Annotated in this window: 15 protein-coding genes; 9 read left to right on the forward strand and 6 right to left on the reverse strand. The window is 75.0% G+C overall.

Annotated features, from left to right (window positions below; translation table 11 throughout):
• Nucleotides 1-101 precede the first annotated feature (101 nt).
• From ABZ836_RS26405 to ABZ836_RS26425, 5 genes are all read left to right on the forward strand, one after another.
• Nucleotides 102-944: an SDR family oxidoreductase gene (locus ABZ836_RS26405; RefSeq protein WP_361146137.1), complete on the forward strand. Its 843-nt coding sequence runs from the start codon at nucleotides 102-104 to the stop codon at nucleotides 942-944.
• 197 nt (nucleotides 945-1,141) lie between these two features.
• Nucleotides 1,142-1,531: a hypothetical protein gene (locus ABZ836_RS26410; RefSeq protein WP_356131996.1), complete on the forward strand. Its 390-nt coding sequence runs from the start codon at nucleotides 1,142-1,144 to the stop codon at nucleotides 1,529-1,531.
• 406 nt (nucleotides 1,532-1,937) lie between these two features.
• Nucleotides 1,938-3,470 carry a PP2C family protein-serine/threonine phosphatase gene (locus tag ABZ836_RS26415; RefSeq protein WP_361146176.1) on the forward strand — a complete coding sequence of 511 codons (1,533 nt, stop codon included), beginning with the start codon at nucleotides 1,938-1,940 and terminating at the stop codon, nucleotides 3,468-3,470.
• Nucleotides 3,467-4,603 (forward strand): cobalamin-dependent protein, encoded by a 1,137-nt coding sequence (locus ABZ836_RS26420; RefSeq protein WP_361146140.1) that lies wholly within the window; start codon nucleotides 3,467-3,469, stop codon nucleotides 4,601-4,603. Before ABZ836_RS26415 ends, ABZ836_RS26420 begins: the two co-directional genes overlap by 4 nt.
• A complete protein-coding gene (locus tag ABZ836_RS26425; RefSeq protein ID WP_361146143.1) occupies nucleotides 4,600-4,983 on the forward strand; it encodes an STAS domain-containing protein in 384 nt (127 codons plus the stop codon). The genes ABZ836_RS26420 and ABZ836_RS26425 overlap by 4 nt, the downstream gene beginning before the upstream one ends.
• A gap of 74 nt (nucleotides 4,984-5,057) precedes the next feature.
• Here the strand turns inward: ABZ836_RS26425 and ABZ836_RS26430 are convergent, their stop codons facing one another.
• The 4 genes from ABZ836_RS26430 to ABZ836_RS26445 form a co-directional block, all read right to left on the reverse strand.
• Complete coding sequence (locus tag ABZ836_RS26430) at nucleotides 5,058-5,822, reverse strand: SUMF1/EgtB/PvdO family nonheme iron enzyme (RefSeq protein WP_361146146.1); 765 nt, start codon at nucleotides 5,820-5,822, stop codon at nucleotides 5,058-5,060.
• A gap of 392 nt (nucleotides 5,823-6,214) precedes the next feature.
• Nucleotides 6,215-7,177, reverse strand: coding sequence for an AsnC family transcriptional regulator (locus tag ABZ836_RS26435; protein ID WP_361146149.1), 963 nt, complete (start codon nucleotides 7,175-7,177; stop codon nucleotides 6,215-6,217).
• Nucleotides 7,178-7,302: 125 nt separating this feature from the next.
• Nucleotides 7,303-8,907, reverse strand: a complete 1,605-nt coding sequence (locus tag ABZ836_RS26440) for an MFS transporter (protein ID WP_356131982.1) — start codon at nucleotides 8,905-8,907, stop codon at nucleotides 7,303-7,305.
• A gap of 198 nt (nucleotides 8,908-9,105) precedes the next feature.
• A complete protein-coding gene (locus ABZ836_RS26445; RefSeq protein ID WP_356131979.1) occupies nucleotides 9,106-9,972 on the reverse strand; it encodes a GNAT family N-acetyltransferase in 867 nt (288 codons plus the stop codon).
• A gap of 108 nt (nucleotides 9,973-10,080) precedes the next feature.
• Here ABZ836_RS26445 and ABZ836_RS26450 point away from each other — a divergent pair, with 108 nt between their 5' ends.
• Nucleotides 10,081-10,500 carry a hypothetical protein gene (locus ABZ836_RS26450; RefSeq protein ID WP_356131977.1) on the forward strand — a complete coding sequence of 140 codons (420 nt, stop codon included), beginning with the start codon at nucleotides 10,081-10,083 and terminating at the stop codon, nucleotides 10,498-10,500.
• Between the two features lie 102 nt (nucleotides 10,501-10,602).
• On the opposite strand, the gene ABZ836_RS26455 is transcribed toward ABZ836_RS26450, so the two are convergent.
• Both ABZ836_RS26455 and ABZ836_RS26460 read right to left on the reverse strand, forming a co-directional pair.
• Nucleotides 10,603-11,946 carry an alpha/beta fold hydrolase gene (locus tag ABZ836_RS26455; protein ID WP_361146152.1) on the reverse strand — a complete coding sequence of 448 codons (1,344 nt, stop codon included), beginning with the start codon at nucleotides 11,944-11,946 and terminating at the stop codon, nucleotides 10,603-10,605.
• A 320-nt stretch (nucleotides 11,947-12,266) separates the two neighbouring features.
• Entirely contained in the window at nucleotides 12,267-13,019 is a 753-nt protein-coding gene (locus tag ABZ836_RS26460) for an enoyl-CoA hydratase (protein WP_361146155.1), read from the reverse strand.
• A 325-nt stretch (nucleotides 13,020-13,344) separates the two neighbouring features.
• On the opposite strand from ABZ836_RS26460, the gene ABZ836_RS26465 reads away from it, so the two are divergent.
• The 3 genes from ABZ836_RS26465 to ABZ836_RS26475 all read left to right on the forward strand — a co-directional run bounded on the left by ABZ836_RS26465 (nucleotide 13,345) and on the right by ABZ836_RS26475 (nucleotide 16,342).
• Nucleotides 13,345-14,778: an amidase gene (locus ABZ836_RS26465; RefSeq protein WP_361146158.1), complete on the forward strand. Its 1,434-nt coding sequence runs from the start codon at nucleotides 13,345-13,347 to the stop codon at nucleotides 14,776-14,778.
• 147 nt (nucleotides 14,779-14,925) lie between these two features.
• Nucleotides 14,926-15,765, forward strand: coding sequence for a DUF305 domain-containing protein (locus ABZ836_RS26470; RefSeq protein WP_356131965.1), 840 nt, complete (start codon nucleotides 14,926-14,928; stop codon nucleotides 15,763-15,765).
• Nucleotides 15,766-15,868: 103 nt separating this feature from the next.
• Complete coding sequence (locus ABZ836_RS26475; protein ID WP_361146162.1) at nucleotides 15,869-16,342, forward strand: carboxymuconolactone decarboxylase family protein; 474 nt, start codon at nucleotides 15,869-15,871, stop codon at nucleotides 16,340-16,342.
• Nucleotides 16,343-16,443: the final 101 nt, after the last annotated feature.

A 16,443-nucleotide genomic window follows, 5' to 3' on the forward strand; every position in this document is an offset into this window, starting at 1 on the left:
TCACCCGCCCGGCGCAACGCGATTCCCATGATCTACAGTTCGGGCGCGCACTCACCCGCGCAGCGCGGACGCGGGGTCCGCCACGTCGGAAGGGGAGGAACATGACCGCTCGGGAACTGTTCGGAGGCGGGGTCGCCGTCATCACCGGCGCCGGTTCGGGCATCGGCGCGGGGCTGGCCCGCTACGCCGCCACGGAGCTGGGCATGAGCGTGGTCCTGGCCGACGTCGACGCGGCCGCGGTGGCGGCGCTGCGCGAGGAACTGGAGGCGGCCGGCGCCCGGGCCCTCGACGTGGAGTGCGACGTCCGCGACGCCGAGGCCGTGGCCCGGCTCGCCGACCGCACCGTGGCCGAGATGGGCCCGGTGCGGCTGCTGGTCAACAACGCGGGCGTGGAGCAGTTCGGCTACCTGTGGGACACCCCGGTCGAGAACTGGCGGCGCGTCATGTCCGTCAACGTCGACGGCGCCTTCCACGGCGTCCGCGCCTTCCTGCCGAAGATGATGGCCGAGCCCGGGCAGTCGTGGGTCTGGAACCTCTCCTCGGTCGGCGGCGTGGGCGCGGCCCCGCTGCAGGCGCCGTACATCGTCAGCAAGCACGCCGTGCTGGCGCTGACCGAGTGCCTGAGCCTGGAGGTCCAGGCGGCGGGCCACGGGGACCACGTCCACGTCCAGGCGGTGCTGCCGGGGTCCGTCCTCTCCAACATCTTCGACGCGGCGGGCGGCGCCGAGGAGAGCGGCGACGTCGCGGCGGCCGAGGGGCACCGCGCCCAGATGCTGCGGCTCAACGCGACCGCCATGGACCCGCTGGAGGCCGCCCGGGTCTTCTTCGAACAGTCCGCCAAGGGCGAGTTCTACCTGCTGAACGACGAGTTCGGCGCCCACCTGATGGCGGCACGGGCCGACGTCCTCGCCCACCGGAAGGCGCCGGCGCTCCCCCGGTACTGAGGCGCCGTCACCGGGGCGGCGTGCGGCGTCCGGCGCCGCCCCGGGGGCGTGTGACGCCACGTTCGATGCCACGTGTCCGGTCCTGGGGGGTGTGAGTGCGGCGATCGGGGCCATGAGGGGATGAAGGGGGTGTCCTCAGGGCCCGCGGCCCGAGGGAGGCCCCCGAGCATCCACCCACCATGAACGGAGTGCCGCTCGTGAGCAGGACGCAGCAGAAGGAACGGTTCACCTCCGGGCTGAAGGGCCTGGGCGGTCAGGCCGGCGAGGGCGGGAAGAAGCTGGGCCGCACGGCTCAGGCCTCCACCGCCCGGGCCACCGCCGCCCTGTCGGGCACCACGGCCAAGGCGCGGGAGAAGGCGGCCGAGGTCGCCCCGCAGATCAGCGCCCGGGCCGGCCAGTTGAAGACCCGCGCGGCCGACGTCACCGGCAAGGTCGGCGAGACCGTGCCCGCCCCGGTGAAGGCGGGGGCCACCCAGGCCGTCACCGCGGTGCGCACCGCGCTGGCCGTCGGCCGCTACCGCACCGCGCTGATGACCGGTGCCGGTGTCGCCCTGGTCTGGATGGTCGTTCGCCGCAAGCGCGGCTGACCGCCGTGGTTCCCGCGGTCGGGGGCCGGACCGCCGTCGGGCGGGCCGGCCCCCGCTGCGTGGCACGGACCGGCCCCCGCTGCTGCGTGGCTCCGGACGGTGCCGCCCGCTCCGTGTCGCCCACAGGGGCGTAACGTGAAGGTTCTGCGTCCTGCCGGAGGGCAACCGGCGGTCGTTCCGTGGAAGCCACTGGTCAGCGGTGGTGGGCAAGGCCACGGATTCCAGGCTTGCACGAAGGGCCGGGCGTACGAGACGGTTGTCGTCGAGCAAATATTTCCGCCCTTGAGAAAATTGAGGGTCTTCTCCCCCGGAGGGTGCCCTTCCCATGCACGCGTCCCCGGACAGGTCCCGCACTCGTCCCTCGAGTGCGGTGAGTGCCGCCGCCGCCCCCTACCCGGTGGTGGTGATGGACGCTGCCGGACGCGTCGCGGAGCTCAACGACGCCGCGCGTGCCCTCCTGCCCCGCGCCCGCGTCGGTGAGGCACTGTCGTCGCCGGGCTGGCTCGCCGCCGCGACGGCCGCCACCGGCTCGGTCGGCGGCGCGGTGGGCGAAGGGTTCTTCTCGGCGCACCCGTCGGCGCTCGCCGGCGGGGACACGGCCTGGTGGCTGGTGGAGGAGACCGCCTACCGGTCGGCCGTCCACGAACTGGAGACCGAGCGGGAACGCACCCGGTTCCTCACGGAGGCGTCCAGCGCCCTGCTCGCGTCGCTGAACCTGCAGCGGTGCATGGAGGTCACCGCGCGTCTGGCCGTCGAGCACCTCGCCGACGCCGCACTGGTCATCGCACCGACCGCGGCGAGGAAACTGCCGATGGTCGTCTGCGACCCGCACGGACGCCTGACGCACTCCACCGTCTCCAGCGCGGTGCACCGCGTGCCCGGCCTGCCGGAGGCGCTGCGGGGATTCCCGCCGGTGCCCTCCCGCTGGATCGACCCCGCCGCCGCTCCCGGCTGGCTGGTCCCCAAGGGGTTCGGCGAGGTCGGCTCGCTGGCCATCACCCCGCTTCCCGGCCACGGCGTGCCGGCCGGCGCCCTGATCCTGCTGCGCCGGGCCCCGCAGGCCGCGTTCAGCGCGTCGGAGGAGGCGTTCGCCGGCCTGTTCGCCGCCCGGGCCGGCGCGGCCATGTCCGCCGCGCGGCTCTACGCCGAGCAGAACGCCATCACCGACATCCTCATGCGCGACCTGCTGCCGCCCACGTTGCGGCAGGTCGACGGGGTGGAGTTCGCCGGCGGCTACCGGGCCAGCGTCGACACCGACCGCGTCGGCGGGGACTTCTACGACGTCCACCCGGCCGACCAGGACTGCGGGGAGTCCCTGGCCGTACTCGGGGACGTGGCCGGCAAGGGCCTGGAGGCCGCGGTCCTCACCGGCAAGATCCGCAACTCCCTGCACGCCCTGCTTCCCCTGGGCGGGGACCACGGTCGGATGCTGCGAGGGCTGAACAGCGCCCTGCGCAGGACCGACTCCACCCGCTTCGTGACCCTCGTCCTGGCGTCCGCCCGGCGCGAGGAACGCGACGTCCGCCTGCGCCTGACCTCCGCCGGCCATCCACCGCCGCTGATCCTGCGCCGGGACGGAAGCGTGGAGGAGGCCGACACCGGCGGCTCCCTGATCGGCGTCCTGCCCGAGATCACCACCCGCACCGCCGAGGTGCGGCTCGCGCCGGGCGAGACCTGCCTGCTCTACACGGACGGCGTCACCGAGGCCAGGGGCGGCCCGCTGGGCGACACCATGTTCGGCGAGGAGCGGCTGCGGCGCTCCCTGCGCGGATGCGCCGGGATGCCCGCGGAGGCCGTCGTCGAACGCGTGCGCATGCTCGCCGACGAATGGATCGGCGGCGGACGCCACGACGACATCGCCGTCCTGGCCATCACGGCGCCGCGCGGCGCGCACCTCAGTGCCGTGGACGGAACGACCCCGGGCAGGTACACCGCATGACGACCATCCTCACTCCCGCTTCCGACGACGGGCCCGGCCGGCACGGCATCGGCGCCCGCCTCGCCCCCGCACCGGGTGACGGGCGGGCCGGGGAATGGGCGGACAAGCTCTTCACGGCCGTGCGGGCGGCCGACGAGTACTCCGCCCTCGACGTCGTCACCAACGCCCTGGAGGCCGGCCTGGACGCGGAGACGGTCCTCCTGGAGGTCGTCGGCGCCGTCCAGCACAAGGTGGGCGTCGAGTGGGCCGCCGCCCGCATGAGCGTCGCCGACGAACACGCCGCCACCGCCATCAACGACCGTGTCGTCGCAGCGCTGCCCGTCCAGCGCCCCGACACCTTCCTCGGCAGGATCACCGTCGCCTGCGTCGACAGGGAATGGCACGCGCTGCCCGCCCGCCTGCTCGCCGAGACGCTCCGGCTGCGCGGCTGGCAGGTCGCCTACCTCGGCGCGCAGGTGCCCACCGCCCACCTGGTCGGCCAGATCCACCGCACCGGTGCCGACGCCGTCTGCCTGTCCGCGGCGCTCTCCACCCGTCTGCCTCCGGCCCACGCCGCGATCACCGCCGTCCAGGCCATCGGCACACCGGTCATGGTCGGCGGTCTCGCCTTCGGCGCCGACGGCCGCTACGCCCGCCGGCTGGGGGCCGACGCCTGGGCGCCCGAGGCCCGCGCCGCCGCCGACCGGCTCTCCGCCGGCCCCCTGCCCCGGCCCCGGCCGCCGCACCAGGTGGCCGACGACCTGCCGCACCTGACCGACCAGGAGTACACCCTCGTCAGCCGGTCCTCCCGCACGCTGGTCCGCGACACGTTCCGGCGCCTGCGGGAACGCTTCCCCGCCATGGCCGACTACGACGACGACCAGCGGGAACGCACCGCCGAGGACATCGCCCACATCGTCGACTTCCTCACCGCCGCCCTGTACGTGGACGACGACGACCTCTTCACCGGCTTCCTCGCCTGGACCGCGGACGTCCTCACCGCCCGCGGCGTCCCGGACCGCTCCCTCCTGCCGGCCCTGGACCTGCTGGACGAACAGCTGCGCGACTTCCCCCGGGCCCGCCGCGTCCTCGCCGCCGGCCGCACCACGCTCACCACCCGCCCTGAAACCCACACGCCGGAAGTTCGCCCGTGACCGCCTCCCCCGACGAGTCCCTCACCGTCCTCCAGTTCCTCGGCCCGCGGACCGTGCGCCTCGCCCTGCGCGGCGACCTCGACTACGACACCGGTGACGAGGTGGTCCGGACCGTCCGGCATCTCCTGGGTGAGCACACCGCCCTGCGGGAACTGCGCCTGGACTGCCGCGAACTGGGGACGGTGGACTCCACGGGGCTGTCCGTCCTGCTGATGACACATCGCCTGGCGGGCCGCCAGGGCATCAGCTTCCACCTCGACCACATCGGCCCGAAACTCAGGCGCATGCTCGAGATCACCGGCACCTACGAGCACCTGAACACGTCCCTGCCCGGCGCTCCGGCCACCGGTACCACCCCGGACATCGCCTCCGAGCCGTAACGCCGACGCCCCGCCGCCCGTCCCGACGGGAGAAGGGACCGGCCGCTGCCCGCGCGGTACTCCTGCCTACGGCCTCAGACGTCCCGCGCGGTCGGCAGGGGGGCGACCGGGCGGACGGCGGTGAAGTCGTGGAACGCGCCGCGGGTGGCGGACAGCAGGAGCAGCCACTCGTCGCAGCCCTGCCAGGGGTAAAGGTCGCCGCCGCCTCCACGCACCACCCGGGGGCCGTCCCCGGTGCGGGGGCGGGCGTCCGTCGGCGCGTCGGTGAAGTGCGGGATCCAGACGTCGGCGCAGATCTCGTTGGCCGACCCCATCGCCGCCAGCCCGAAGGGGTTCTCGGCGGCGGCCGTGCGGCTCTCGTCGGCGAAGTCGTCGAGGACCTCGTCCTCGCCGGGCCGTCCGTTCCCGCGGAAGGTCAGGGTGGTCGTTCCCGCCCGGGCGGCGTACTCCCATTCCGCCTCGCCGGGCAGCCGGAAGGGCAGCGCCGCGAGCAGGTCGTCCAGGTCCTCATCCAGCCGGGCGGTGGTGGTGCCCGACTCGGCGAAGCCGTCCTCGTACTCGGGCAGCCAGTGCCGGACCTGCTCGACCGTGAGCGGATGCCGGGCGATCAGGAACGGTTCCACCCGCACGTCCCGCACCGGCCGGGCCTGGTCGGCGCCGGCGAAGAAGAACCCGAGGTCTTCCTCGGCCCCGCCGGCCTCGTCGATGGCACGGACCGCGTCCAGTTCGGCGTCGGACAGCCCCATGCGGAACGTCCCGCCGGGTACGGCCCGGAAGACCACGCCGGAGGGGATGTGCCGCCAGGCCGGTCGTCCCGCGACGGTCTCGTGAGCCCACATGCCGCCGGACGCTAGCAGCCGGACGTACCGGACGGGACAGCGCCCCCGGCAGGGTGCTGCGGCATGCCCCGACGGCCCGGGGCGGACTCGCGGCCCCGACCGACCCGGCCATTTCCCCGGATCGCTCCAGCCGGCCGGGACCGTCGTCGATGATGTGCTCGTGACTCACCGCGTCAGCGCTCTGCTTTCGGCCTTCGGTGTTCTTGTCGCCGTGATGCTGCTCGTCCCCGCCGTGCGTGAGTACCGCTCCGGGGGGTCGGCCGTCTGGCCCGTGGCCGGAGCCGTGCTCCTCCTCGCCGGCTCGTACACGCTCGTGCGGGACCTGCGGCGACTCCGCACCGCGCCGGCCGACCGATCCACCTGGCGCCCGCCTCGGCGTGGCGGCGAAGGGCCTAGTGGGTCAGGGCCTTGACCCGGCGTAGGACCAGCGTGGTCTCCACGGAGACGACGGCCTCCAGCGCTCCCAGCCGTTCGGTCACGTAGCCGTACAGGTGGTCGGTGGTCCGGCACAGCAGGGAGAGGACGAGGTTGGCCCGCCCGGTGACGGCCGAGGCGAAGCTGACCTCGGGGTGGGTGGCCACGGCCCGGCCGACCTCGGCCAGTCCCTGGGGGGCGACGGTCAGCCAGCACATCGCGGGCACCGCCTGCCCGAGGGGTTCGTGGGCGTACTCCACGGTCAGGTAGAGCACGCCGCTCCGCCGGAGCCGGGCCAGTCGGCGGCGGGCGACGTCCTCGGAACGTCCGGTGGCGGACGCGAGTTCGGCCAGGGGTGCCCGCCCGTCGCGGCGCAGCGCGGCCAGCAGCGCCTCGTCCGTCGGGTCGAGCACGACAGGTTCCTCGGGCGGGTCGGCGGCCGGAGGTCGCAGGGCGGCCTCCTCCTCGGGGGCCAGCGCGCTGATCTTGCGGAGCCAGCCGAGGGAGCCGCCGTAGAACGGGCGGAGCAGGCAGTGGCTGCTCATGGAGGTCACCCGGGGGGTGCGCGGGAGCCGTTCCAGCAGGAGTTCGTCCCGCTGCCGCCGGTCGGCCGGGGTGATGCCGCACACGACCTCGCTGCCGCCGGACATGAGGTCCACGTAACGGGTGTCGGGCCGGCGGGCCAGCGCGTCGGCCAGGGAGACGGCCGCCCCCGGGGAGCAGCCCAGTCGGACGATCCAGCCCTCCTGGCCGAGCCGGCCGCGGTCCGTCGTCCCGGTGACCCGCAGTCGCGCGTTGGCGCGCAGCCGCCGGTAGCGCCGGGCCACGGTCTGGTCGGAGACCCCGAGCACCTGGGCGATGCGGCTGAAGGGGGCCCGTCCGTCGAGTTCCAGCGCCTGCAGCAGTTTGAGGTCGAGGGCGTCGAGGGGCGGGGAGCTCATGGGGACCACCTGGACGGGGAGGGGCGGGCACGGCCCGTGGACCGCCCGGTCATCGTAGGGCCGCGTTCCATGGGCGACGCGAAAGGCGTTCCGTGGCGTTCCGCGAGGCGTCGCGTGAGGCGCGTTCAGTGCGCGGGCGTCGGGGCGGTCACGGGCTCCGGGCCCCTCCCCGTCGGGGACTTCTGCGCCCCGGCGGCCGCCGGGGGCCCGCCTGCGGCAGGTACGCGGCGCGGCCGGAGCAGCACCGCGGCGGCGAGGGCGGCGACCACCAGCAGGGTGGAGGAGACGGTGAGACAGAGTCGCAGGCCGTCCAGGAAGGCGGCGGACAGGGCGTCCATGGCGCGTCCGGTGTCGGGGCCGAGGTCCAGGCCGGCCACCGCGCCGATGCCGTCCTCGCGGGCGGTCTCCACCGCCCGGCGCGCGGCCGGAGCGGCCACTCCCGCCTCGTCCATCCGGCCAGCGAGGGAGTCCGCCGCCCGCGAGGCGAGCAGGGTGCCCAGCAGGGCCGGGCCGAGCGCGCTGCCGACCTGGCGGAAGGCGTTGTTGCCGGTGCCCGCCATCCCGGCCTGGTGGGGCGGCACCGAGGAGACGGCGACGGCGGTGATGCAGGGCATCACCAGGCCCAGGCCGAGGCCCAGGAGGGCCAGCCGCCAGGCCAGGGCAACGTAGGAGGTGTCCGCCTCCAGGCCGAGCATGGTCGCCAGCGCGGCGGCGGCGACCAGCAGGCCGGTGGTGATCAGGACGCGCGGCCGGACGTGGCGCATGATCCTCCCCGCCGCCAGGCCGAGCGTCATGGACACCAGGTTCACCAGGATCACCCGCAGGGCCGCCTCGGTGGTGCCGAGCCGCTGCACGATGCCGAGGTAGAGGCTCAGCACGAAGAAGAAGCCGATCAGGCCGAGGAAGCTGACCGCGGCCACCAGCGCGGAGGCGGTGAAGCCCGGGCTGCGGAAGAGGGTGAGGTCGAGCATCGGCGACGGGCTGCGGCGCTCGACGGCCACGAAGGCGGCGAGCGCCACCGCGGCGAGGGTCAGCGTGAGGTAGGAGGCGGGGTGCGAGAACCCGGCCTCGCCGCCCTCGATCACGCCGTACACCAGGGCCGTGATCGCGACGGCGGCGGTGACCTGGCCGGGCACGTCCGGTCGGCGGGCGTGCGGCGGGCGGCTGTCGGGCAGCAGGCGGGCGGCCGCCGCCAGGGCGATCAGCGCGCAGACCAGCGGCAGCACGTGGATCCAGCGCCGGCCGAGGTGGGTGACGACCGGTCCGGCGACCAGCGGGCCCACCACCATGGCGCCCATCATGCAGGTCGTCCATATGCCGATGTACTTGCCCCGCTGCTGGTGGTCCGGCACGGCGTGGCTGATCAGGCCCAGGGTGACCGGGAGCAGCGCGGCCGCGCCCGCCCCGGCGAGGGCCTGGCCGATCCACAGCACCTGCACGGACCCGGCGCACAGGGCGGTCACCGCGCCGGCCGCGCACAGGCCGAGGCCGGCGAGGTACACCCCGCGGCGCCCGTGGATGTCGCCGAGCAGGCCGGCGGTGAGGATCAACGCGGCCATCGGCAGCACGAACGCGTCCTGGACCCAGGCGAGTTGGGCGGTGGAGGCGTGGAGCGCGCGCTGGATGGCGGGGAGGCTGACGGCGACGGTCACCACCGGCAGGTAGGCGACGAAGACCCCGGCGCACGCGAGGGCGACGACCGCCGGTCGCCCACTGTTCGACTTGCCCATGTTCCCGCGGTACTCCCCCACTGAGGCGTGCGTGTTTCCGACGGGTCACTGTGCGCCTGACCAGCCCTTCCGGGCCAGCCAGCTCCCCCGCCGCCCGGAAATCCGACACCGGAGGCCGCCCTTCCCCCGCTTTCCGATACGCCCGGCCGCGACGCACGGCGGGTCCGCCGCCGGGAGCGCCGCCGCGGGGACCTGGCGTCAGGCAGGCCTGATCCGGTCCCGCACCTCGGGCCGCGCCGCGAACCCTGCCGCCCGGTACGTGGCGACGCCGCCGGCGTTGGAGGCGGGAGTGCACACCCGCACGCTCGACGCGCCCAGCTCCCGCAGCGCGGCCGCGCCGGCCAGGGTGACCGCCCGGCCGAGGCCGCGCCCGCGGTGGTCCTCGTGGACGCCCATCGGCTCGACCAGCCCCGGCCTCCCCGGGCCCGCCGACCACACCGTCACCACCGCCGCCAGACCGCCCCGGTCGTCGTGGACGCCCAGGCAGCGCGCCTCGGTGAAGAACGGCGACGTCTGCATCGCGTGCCGGTACGCGGGCGTGGGACGCGTGGTGCGGAACGCCGACCGCAGGACGTCGGCGAAGCCCTGCGCCTGCTCGGGGCCGATCGGCACGGTCCGCGCGCCGGGGTCCTCCACCGGCTCGCCGAGGTCGCGGAAGAGGGGCGTCCACGGCTCGTCGACGCCCCAGCCCTCCCGGTTCAGCAGGTCGTGGAGCAGCAGGCCACGCGGCGCCTCGAGGGACACCGCCCCTTCCGGCAGCACGCCCCGCGCGGGCAGCGAGAGGTCCTCGACCAGCCGCCGCGCCAGCTCCTCGTCCCGGAAGGCGTCGGGAGCGAGCGTCATCCGCAGCAGCGTCGGCGAGTCGAGCAGGCCGACCGCGAGGATCCGCCCGTCCCGGCTCCAGGTCCGGACCGCCGCGGCCGTCCCGGCCGCTCCGAGCCGGTGGTTCCAGCCGATGTCCCCGGGGTGCAGCTGCATCGGCGCCTCGTCGTGCTGCCACTCCCGCAGCGCGGTCATGGCCGCGCGGACCCCGTCGGTGGTCGGCGTTCCCAGAACGATCGTCATGGCCGGGATCCGACACTCCCCCCGTGCGGGCCGCAACCGATTTACCGGGTCGGCGCCCGGCTCCCTCGGCCGTCCGGCCGGCACCCGCACCTGCTAGGTTCCCCGGCCATGCGATCACACGAGTACGACCGGCGGTTCCGCGAGCAGTCGCAGCGCATACGCGTCCTGGGCATCGCCCTGCTGACCGTCGCGGGCGTCCTGTGGGCCTGGTGCGCGGTCCTGCTCCTCCTCCCCTACGAAGCGGACGAGGAGCCCGACGACCGGTCCCCGCGGGAGTGCGAGTCCCGCCTCCTCACCGACGCGGGAACCGCCAACGAGGGCCTGCGCGGGTACACCTTCTGCGCCCACGAACGGGACTGGCCGGAGGCGCTGGCCGTCCTCGGCCTCTCCGTCCCCGTGTCGTGCGCCGGTGCCGCGTTCGTGACGTACGGCTCGCTGAGCCGGCGGATGAGCGCCCACGCCGAGGCGATGCGCGAACTCGACGCCCTCGCCGACGCCCGCGCCGCCCGCGAGGCGGACAGGGCCTAGGCCGCCTGAGCCGTCCTCCCGGTTCCGCCCCGGGTCCGGCGGCCCGGCGGAGACGACGGGCCCCGGCCGCCGCGCGCGGCCGGGGCCCGTCCGGCGGCGGGGTCAGTGGTCGTCGAACTGGACGGAGATCCGGTCCGTGCCGGACGGCCACGCGGGTACCCGCAGCACGTCGACACGGCCGCCCTCGCCCCGCGGGCGGGAGACCAGCGAGAGGGGCCGGTCCCGGCGGTTCGTCACCGGCAGGTACACGTCCATGCCGCTCAGGAACGGCGTCTGGAAGAACGGCGACAGCGGCGCGGAGAGGTCGGTGACCCGGTCGGAGTGCTTGTCGAAGACGAACAGGCCGATCGTCCGCCGGACGCGAGGGGTGTTGGCCGCGTTCAGCAGTTCGACGCCGTTCACCGTGAGCGAGTCGCCCGTCTCCCCCTGGTCGCCCCACCACTCCTTCTGCCGGGTGACGGTGAGCGCGGCGTGCCCGTCGCCGGTCTCCACCTGGCCGGAGACGCCTTCGCCCGGCCGGCTGGTCAGCAGCCGCACCAGGTGGTCGGAGCGTTCGAACGGCGGGAAGTAGAGGTGGTGGGTGGAGTCCTCGTCCCAGATCAGGGCGAACTCGTAGTGGGCCGACCCCTTGGCGCGCACGGGACCCCACGCGCCGTCCGCGCCGATCGTCGCGACGGCCTCCGGCCGGCCGCCGAGGCGGGCCCCGGTGCGGGGATCGACCCGGTGGACCTCCAGCCGCACGCCCTCCGCCGGGACGTTGGACGGGAAGAGCTGGGCCCGCCCGGCCAGGGTGATGTGCCGTTCGGGCAGGATCCGGGTGGTGCGCGGTTCCTCGCCGTGGAAGAAGCGGTAGAACGCGGCGAAGGTCTCCTCGGAGGTGACCGTCTCGGTGTGGCCCTGGCCGGGGAGGTGGACGTTGTGCGCCCCGCCGACGGCGCGGGCCGGGTCGCCCTCGCCCCAGACGGCGAGGGTGGGCACGCCGCCCGGCAGGTCGGGTGAGGTCCGCCCGTCGAGGTTGACGTAGTGGGCGACCCTGGCGGCGCGTTCCGGGGAACTGCGCAGGTACGTCTGCATCAGCAGGGTGCCCAGCGAATGGGCCAGGAGGTCGACACGGTCGGCGCCGCTGCGCCGCAGCAGGCGGTCGATCCGCTGGTCGAGCCCCGCGTACACCGCCTCGGGTGTGGTGGTGGCGAAGGTGGAGTCGTACTCGTGGGCCTCGATCAGTTCGGCCGGGAAGCCGTTGCTGGTCAGCCGCCTGGCCTGGGTCTCGAACTGGCCGCCGGATCCGCTGGATCCGTGCACGAAGATCACCGGCCGTGGCGCCGCTCCGGCGCCGCCGCCCTCCGCGAGCGCGGGGGCGGGCAGGGCGCACAGCACGGCCAGCGCGGACAGCAGGGTGACGACGCGTCGCCACACGGTGGACCACGGCCCGGCCGCGCGGACCACGCGCCCGCTCCGGCCCGCTCCTCTTCCGCCGGTCTCTCTCCCGCCGGTCTCTCGTACCCCGGTGTCCTGTGGAGCGGTGCCTGCTGACTCGGTGCCTGCTGACGCGGTGCCTGGTGACGTGGTGCCGGGTGACGGGGTGCCTGGTGACACGGTGGTCCACCTCTCACGCATGGCTCGGGAATCGGTTCCCGTCACCGTCCCGGCGCCCGGGGACCGCGGCAAGGCCGCGCGCGCGAGGTCTGTGCCGCCGCCCATCACCGTCGTCGCGGGCACGGCGGCCGCACAGCGCACCGTGCCCGCGGCGGTGGGCCGCGCGGGGATCAGCGCTTGCCGAAGCGCTCGACCGCGCGCCGGATCTCCTCGCCGGTGGCGGTCGACGCCTGGGCCCAGGACTCGAACTCGAGCGTGGCCCCGAAGTCGCCGGTGCGGGCGATGCCCACGGCCCGCTTGATGTCCCGGACCAGCGCCGGGTCCACCGCGGCCCACCGCTCGGTGAGCGCGCGGGCCTCGGCGACCGGGTCCTCGGCGACGGTGAGCGCCACCCCTTCCCGCACCGCCGCCTCGGCGTCCAGCGTCCCGCCGTCGAGCAGCAGGGCGAGCGCCTTCTGCGGGCCGAGCGCGTCGACCAGGAACCAGGTGCAGCCGCCGCCCGGATGCAGCCCGATCCGGGTGAAGGTGGCGGCGAACGCGGCGCGGGGGCCGGCCACGCGGACGTCGCAGGCCATCGCGAGGTTGAACCCGGCGCCCACGGCGGGTCCCTGCACGGCGGCGACGGTCGGGATGCCGAGCGAACGCAGGCTCAGGAAGCTCGCGTAGACCTGGTGCAGGTGCTCGCGGATCTCGGACACCGGACGTCCGGTGTCGCCGAACAGCGCGGGCAGGTCGGCGCCGGCGCAGAAGGCGGAGCCGGCGCCGGTGACCAGCAGGGTCCGGGCGCCGCGGTCGTCGGCCACCGTGGCGACGGCCTCGCCCAGTTCGCGGCACATGGTCTCGTCGAGACAGTTCCGGCGGTCCGGGTCGTTCAGCGTGAGCGTCCAGCGGCCGCCGTCCTCGACCAGGTCGACCTTCGTCATCCGCGCTCCGTTCCTCGTGCGTGCTCGTGCGTCCTCGTGCGTGCTCGTGCGTCGTCGTGCCGTCCCCGGCGGTGGCGCACCGGTGCCCGGCGCCCGGTGCCCGGTGCCCGGTGGAACCTACCGTCCGCCTCGCGCTCCCGGCGCACCCGGGTGGGCCGGGAGCGTGCCGCCGGGGCCCGTGGGGGGCCAGGGGGCTCCAGGACGCCGCCGGGGTCTGCGCCAGGGGCCGTTGAGGGCCGCCGAGGGCTGTCGGGGCTTCTCATGATCCGAGTACGCTCGCCGTGCCCCGGAGCCGGGGCTGCCGCCCGACCCGACGGAGGACCCGATGACCGCAACCGACCCGTCCGTGGACCCGGTGGCGGACGGCGCGCCCGCCCCGGTGCTCGCCCACCGTGACGACGCGCTCGGCACGGACGACGCGGTGGGCCTGCTGGCCCGGCTGCGGGCGGGCGAGGTGAGCGCCCAGGAGCTGGCCCGGGCCGCGGTGGAGCGGATACGCGCGGTGGACGGCCGGCTCCACGCGATGCAGGTGGACGCCTTCGAGGCGGGCGTCGCCGCCGCCCCCGGCGAGGGGCCGCTCGCCGCGATCCCCACCCTGGTCAAGGACAACACCACCTACGCGGGCCTGCCCACCGGCCACGGCACGGCCGCCTTCGTCCCCCGGCCCGCGACCCGGCACGCCCCGTTCACCCGGCAGTTCACCGCCACCGGGATGACCGTGCTGGGCAAGACGCGGCTGCCGGAGTTCGGCTTCAACGCCAGCACCGAGTTCGAGGACGCCGAGCCGGTCCGCAACCCGTGGAACACGGCGTTCTCCGCGGGCGGTTCCTCCGGCGGCAGCGCGGCGCTGGTCGCGGCGGGGGCGGTGCCCGTCGCGCACGCCAACGACGGCGGCGGCTCCATCCGCATCCCCGCCGCCTGCTGCGGGCTGGTCGGGCTCAAGCCGACCCGGGGCCGCATGGCACCGAACGAGACGGGCCGCAGCCTGCCCATCGACGTGGTCGTGGACGGGGCGGTGACGCGCACCGTGCGGGACACGGCGGCCTTCCTCGCGGCGGCCGAACAGGCGCGCCCCGCCCCGGCCCTGCCCCCGATCGGCACGGTCGAGGGCCCCGGCCACCGGCGGCTGCGGATCGGCCTGCTCCTGGACTCCCCCACCGGCACGGTCACCGACGAGGCCACCCGCGCCGCGGTCACCGCCACGGCCACCGTGCTGGAGGGCCTGGGCCACCGCGTGGAGCCGTACCGGATGCCGCTGGACGGGCGGTTCGAGGAGGACTTCGTCACCTACTGGGGCCTGCTGGCCTTCCTGGCCGGCTCGACCGGCCGGCTGCTGATGGACCGGCGCTTCGACCGGCGCCGGATGGACGGCCTGAGCCAGGGCCTGCGCGCCCACTTCCTGGGGCGCTGGCGCACCACGCCGACCGTGCTGCGGCGCCTGCGCCGCGCCTCCCAGGAGGCGTACGAGCACTCCGCCGCCCGCTACGACGTCCTCCTCTCCCCCGTGCTGGCCCACACCACCCCGCGGCTCGGCCACCTGTCCCCCGCGGTGCCGTTCCCGGACCTGATCACCCGGCTGAAGTCCTACGTGGCCTTCACCCCGATCAACAACGTCTGCGGCAGCCCGGCGGTCTCCCTTCCCGGCCCGCACCGGACGCCGGACGGCCTGCCGGTCGGCGTCATGCTCTCCGGGCGCATGGGCGAGGAGCGCACCCTCCTGGAGGTCGCCTACGAACTCGAGGCGGCCTCCCGCGGCTGAGGGACGTCCCACCGGCGGGGTGACACCGGTGACACGGGTGGCTCAGCCGGACGGGCCCGGGGCGCGGAGGGCTGCTTAGGCTGATGCCGCCCGGCCGGCCGCCCCGTCCCCGCCCCGAACCGGGGCCGTCCAAGGAGCCGCACCACCATGAGCACCCACCGTTCCCCGGCCCGCGCGTCCGGCGCCGTGGCCGTCGCCGTCGTCGCCGCCCTGTCGCTGGCCGCCTGCGGCACCGACAGCGCGTCGTCCCCGGGCCCGACGCCGACCGGCAGCCCGACCGCCTCCCCCTCGCCCACCGGGAACGACCAGGCGCACGACGCGCAGGACGTGTCGTTCGCGCAGGGCACGATCCAGTACCACCGCCAGGCGATCGAGATGGCCGACCTCGCCGAGTCGCGGGCCGAGTCCCAGCAGGTCAAGACGCTCGCCCAGCAGATCAAGCAGGAGAAGGAGCCGCAGGTCGCGCAGCTGACCCAGTGGCTCACCTCCTGGGGCGAGCCCGTGCCGGAGGCCAGCCCCACCGGCACCGCGAGCCCCACCGGAACCGCGAGCCCCACCGGAACCGCGAGCCCGACCGGAACCGGTAGCCCCACGGACACCTCCAGCCCGACCGGTACCGGAAGCCCCACGGACACCTCCAGCCCCACGGGCACCGGGAGCCCGACCGGCACCGGAAGCCCGACGGGCACGGAGAGCCCCACCGGTACCGCCAGCCCGACCGGTACCTCCAGCCCGACCGGCGGCAGCCTGCCCGGGCTGGCCACCGAGCAGGAACTGAACGAGCTCCGCCAGGCCTCCGGCGCCGACTTCGACTCCCGGTTCGTCACCCTGATGACCGAGCAGCACGAGGGCTCGCTGGAGCTGGCCCGGACGGAGACCGAGCAGGGCCGGTTCCAGCCGGCCAAGGACATGGCGCAGTCGATCGTCGACAGCCAGACCCGCCGGCTCGACGAGATGCGGCAGCTCTCCGAGCAGAACCAGTACTGACCCCCGACCACCTGTGCCGCAGGTCACACCTTCCGATGTCACATCTCCCCGCACTCGTTCCGTCGCAGTGGTGAACCGTCCACACGGCCAGAGGAGATCCGACATGGAACCGCGCGTCAACGCCTTCGCCAGTCCGCTGGGAACCAGCTTCGTCAAGCGCCTCACCGCGGCGGGCAGGCTGGTGGCCGACTCGTCGGTCCCCCACCTCACCCAGGAGCTGGTGAAGATCCGCGCCAGCCAGATCAACGGGTGCGGCTTCTGCACCGACATGCACACCAAGGACGCCCTCGCCGCGGGCGAGACCCAGCTCCGCCTGAACCTGGTGGCGGCCTGGCGCGAGGCGACGGTCTTCACCGAGGCCGAGCGGGCGGCGCTGGAGCTGGCCGAGGAGGGCACCCGCATCGCCGACGCGGCCGGCGGCGTCCCGGACGAGGTGTGGGCCGACGCGGCGAAGCACTACGACGAGGAGCAGCTCGTCGCGCTGGTGGCGCTGGTCGCCGTGATCAACACCTACAACCGGCTGAACGTGATGCTGAGGATGCCGGCCGGCGACTACCGGCCCGGCCAGTTCGGCTGAGCACGCCGCCCGGCGGAGCACGCCGCCAGGTGCAACGTCCGTCTCCGCCATACAGTTTCCACCACACACCACTTCTTCGGCGCGCCGACCCCCCGCGACCC

The sequence above is a fragment of the Streptomyces sp. NPDC047130 genome (assembly GCF_040643475.1).
Taxonomy (GTDB): domain Bacteria; phylum Actinomycetota; class Actinomycetes; order Streptomycetales; family Streptomycetaceae; genus Streptomyces.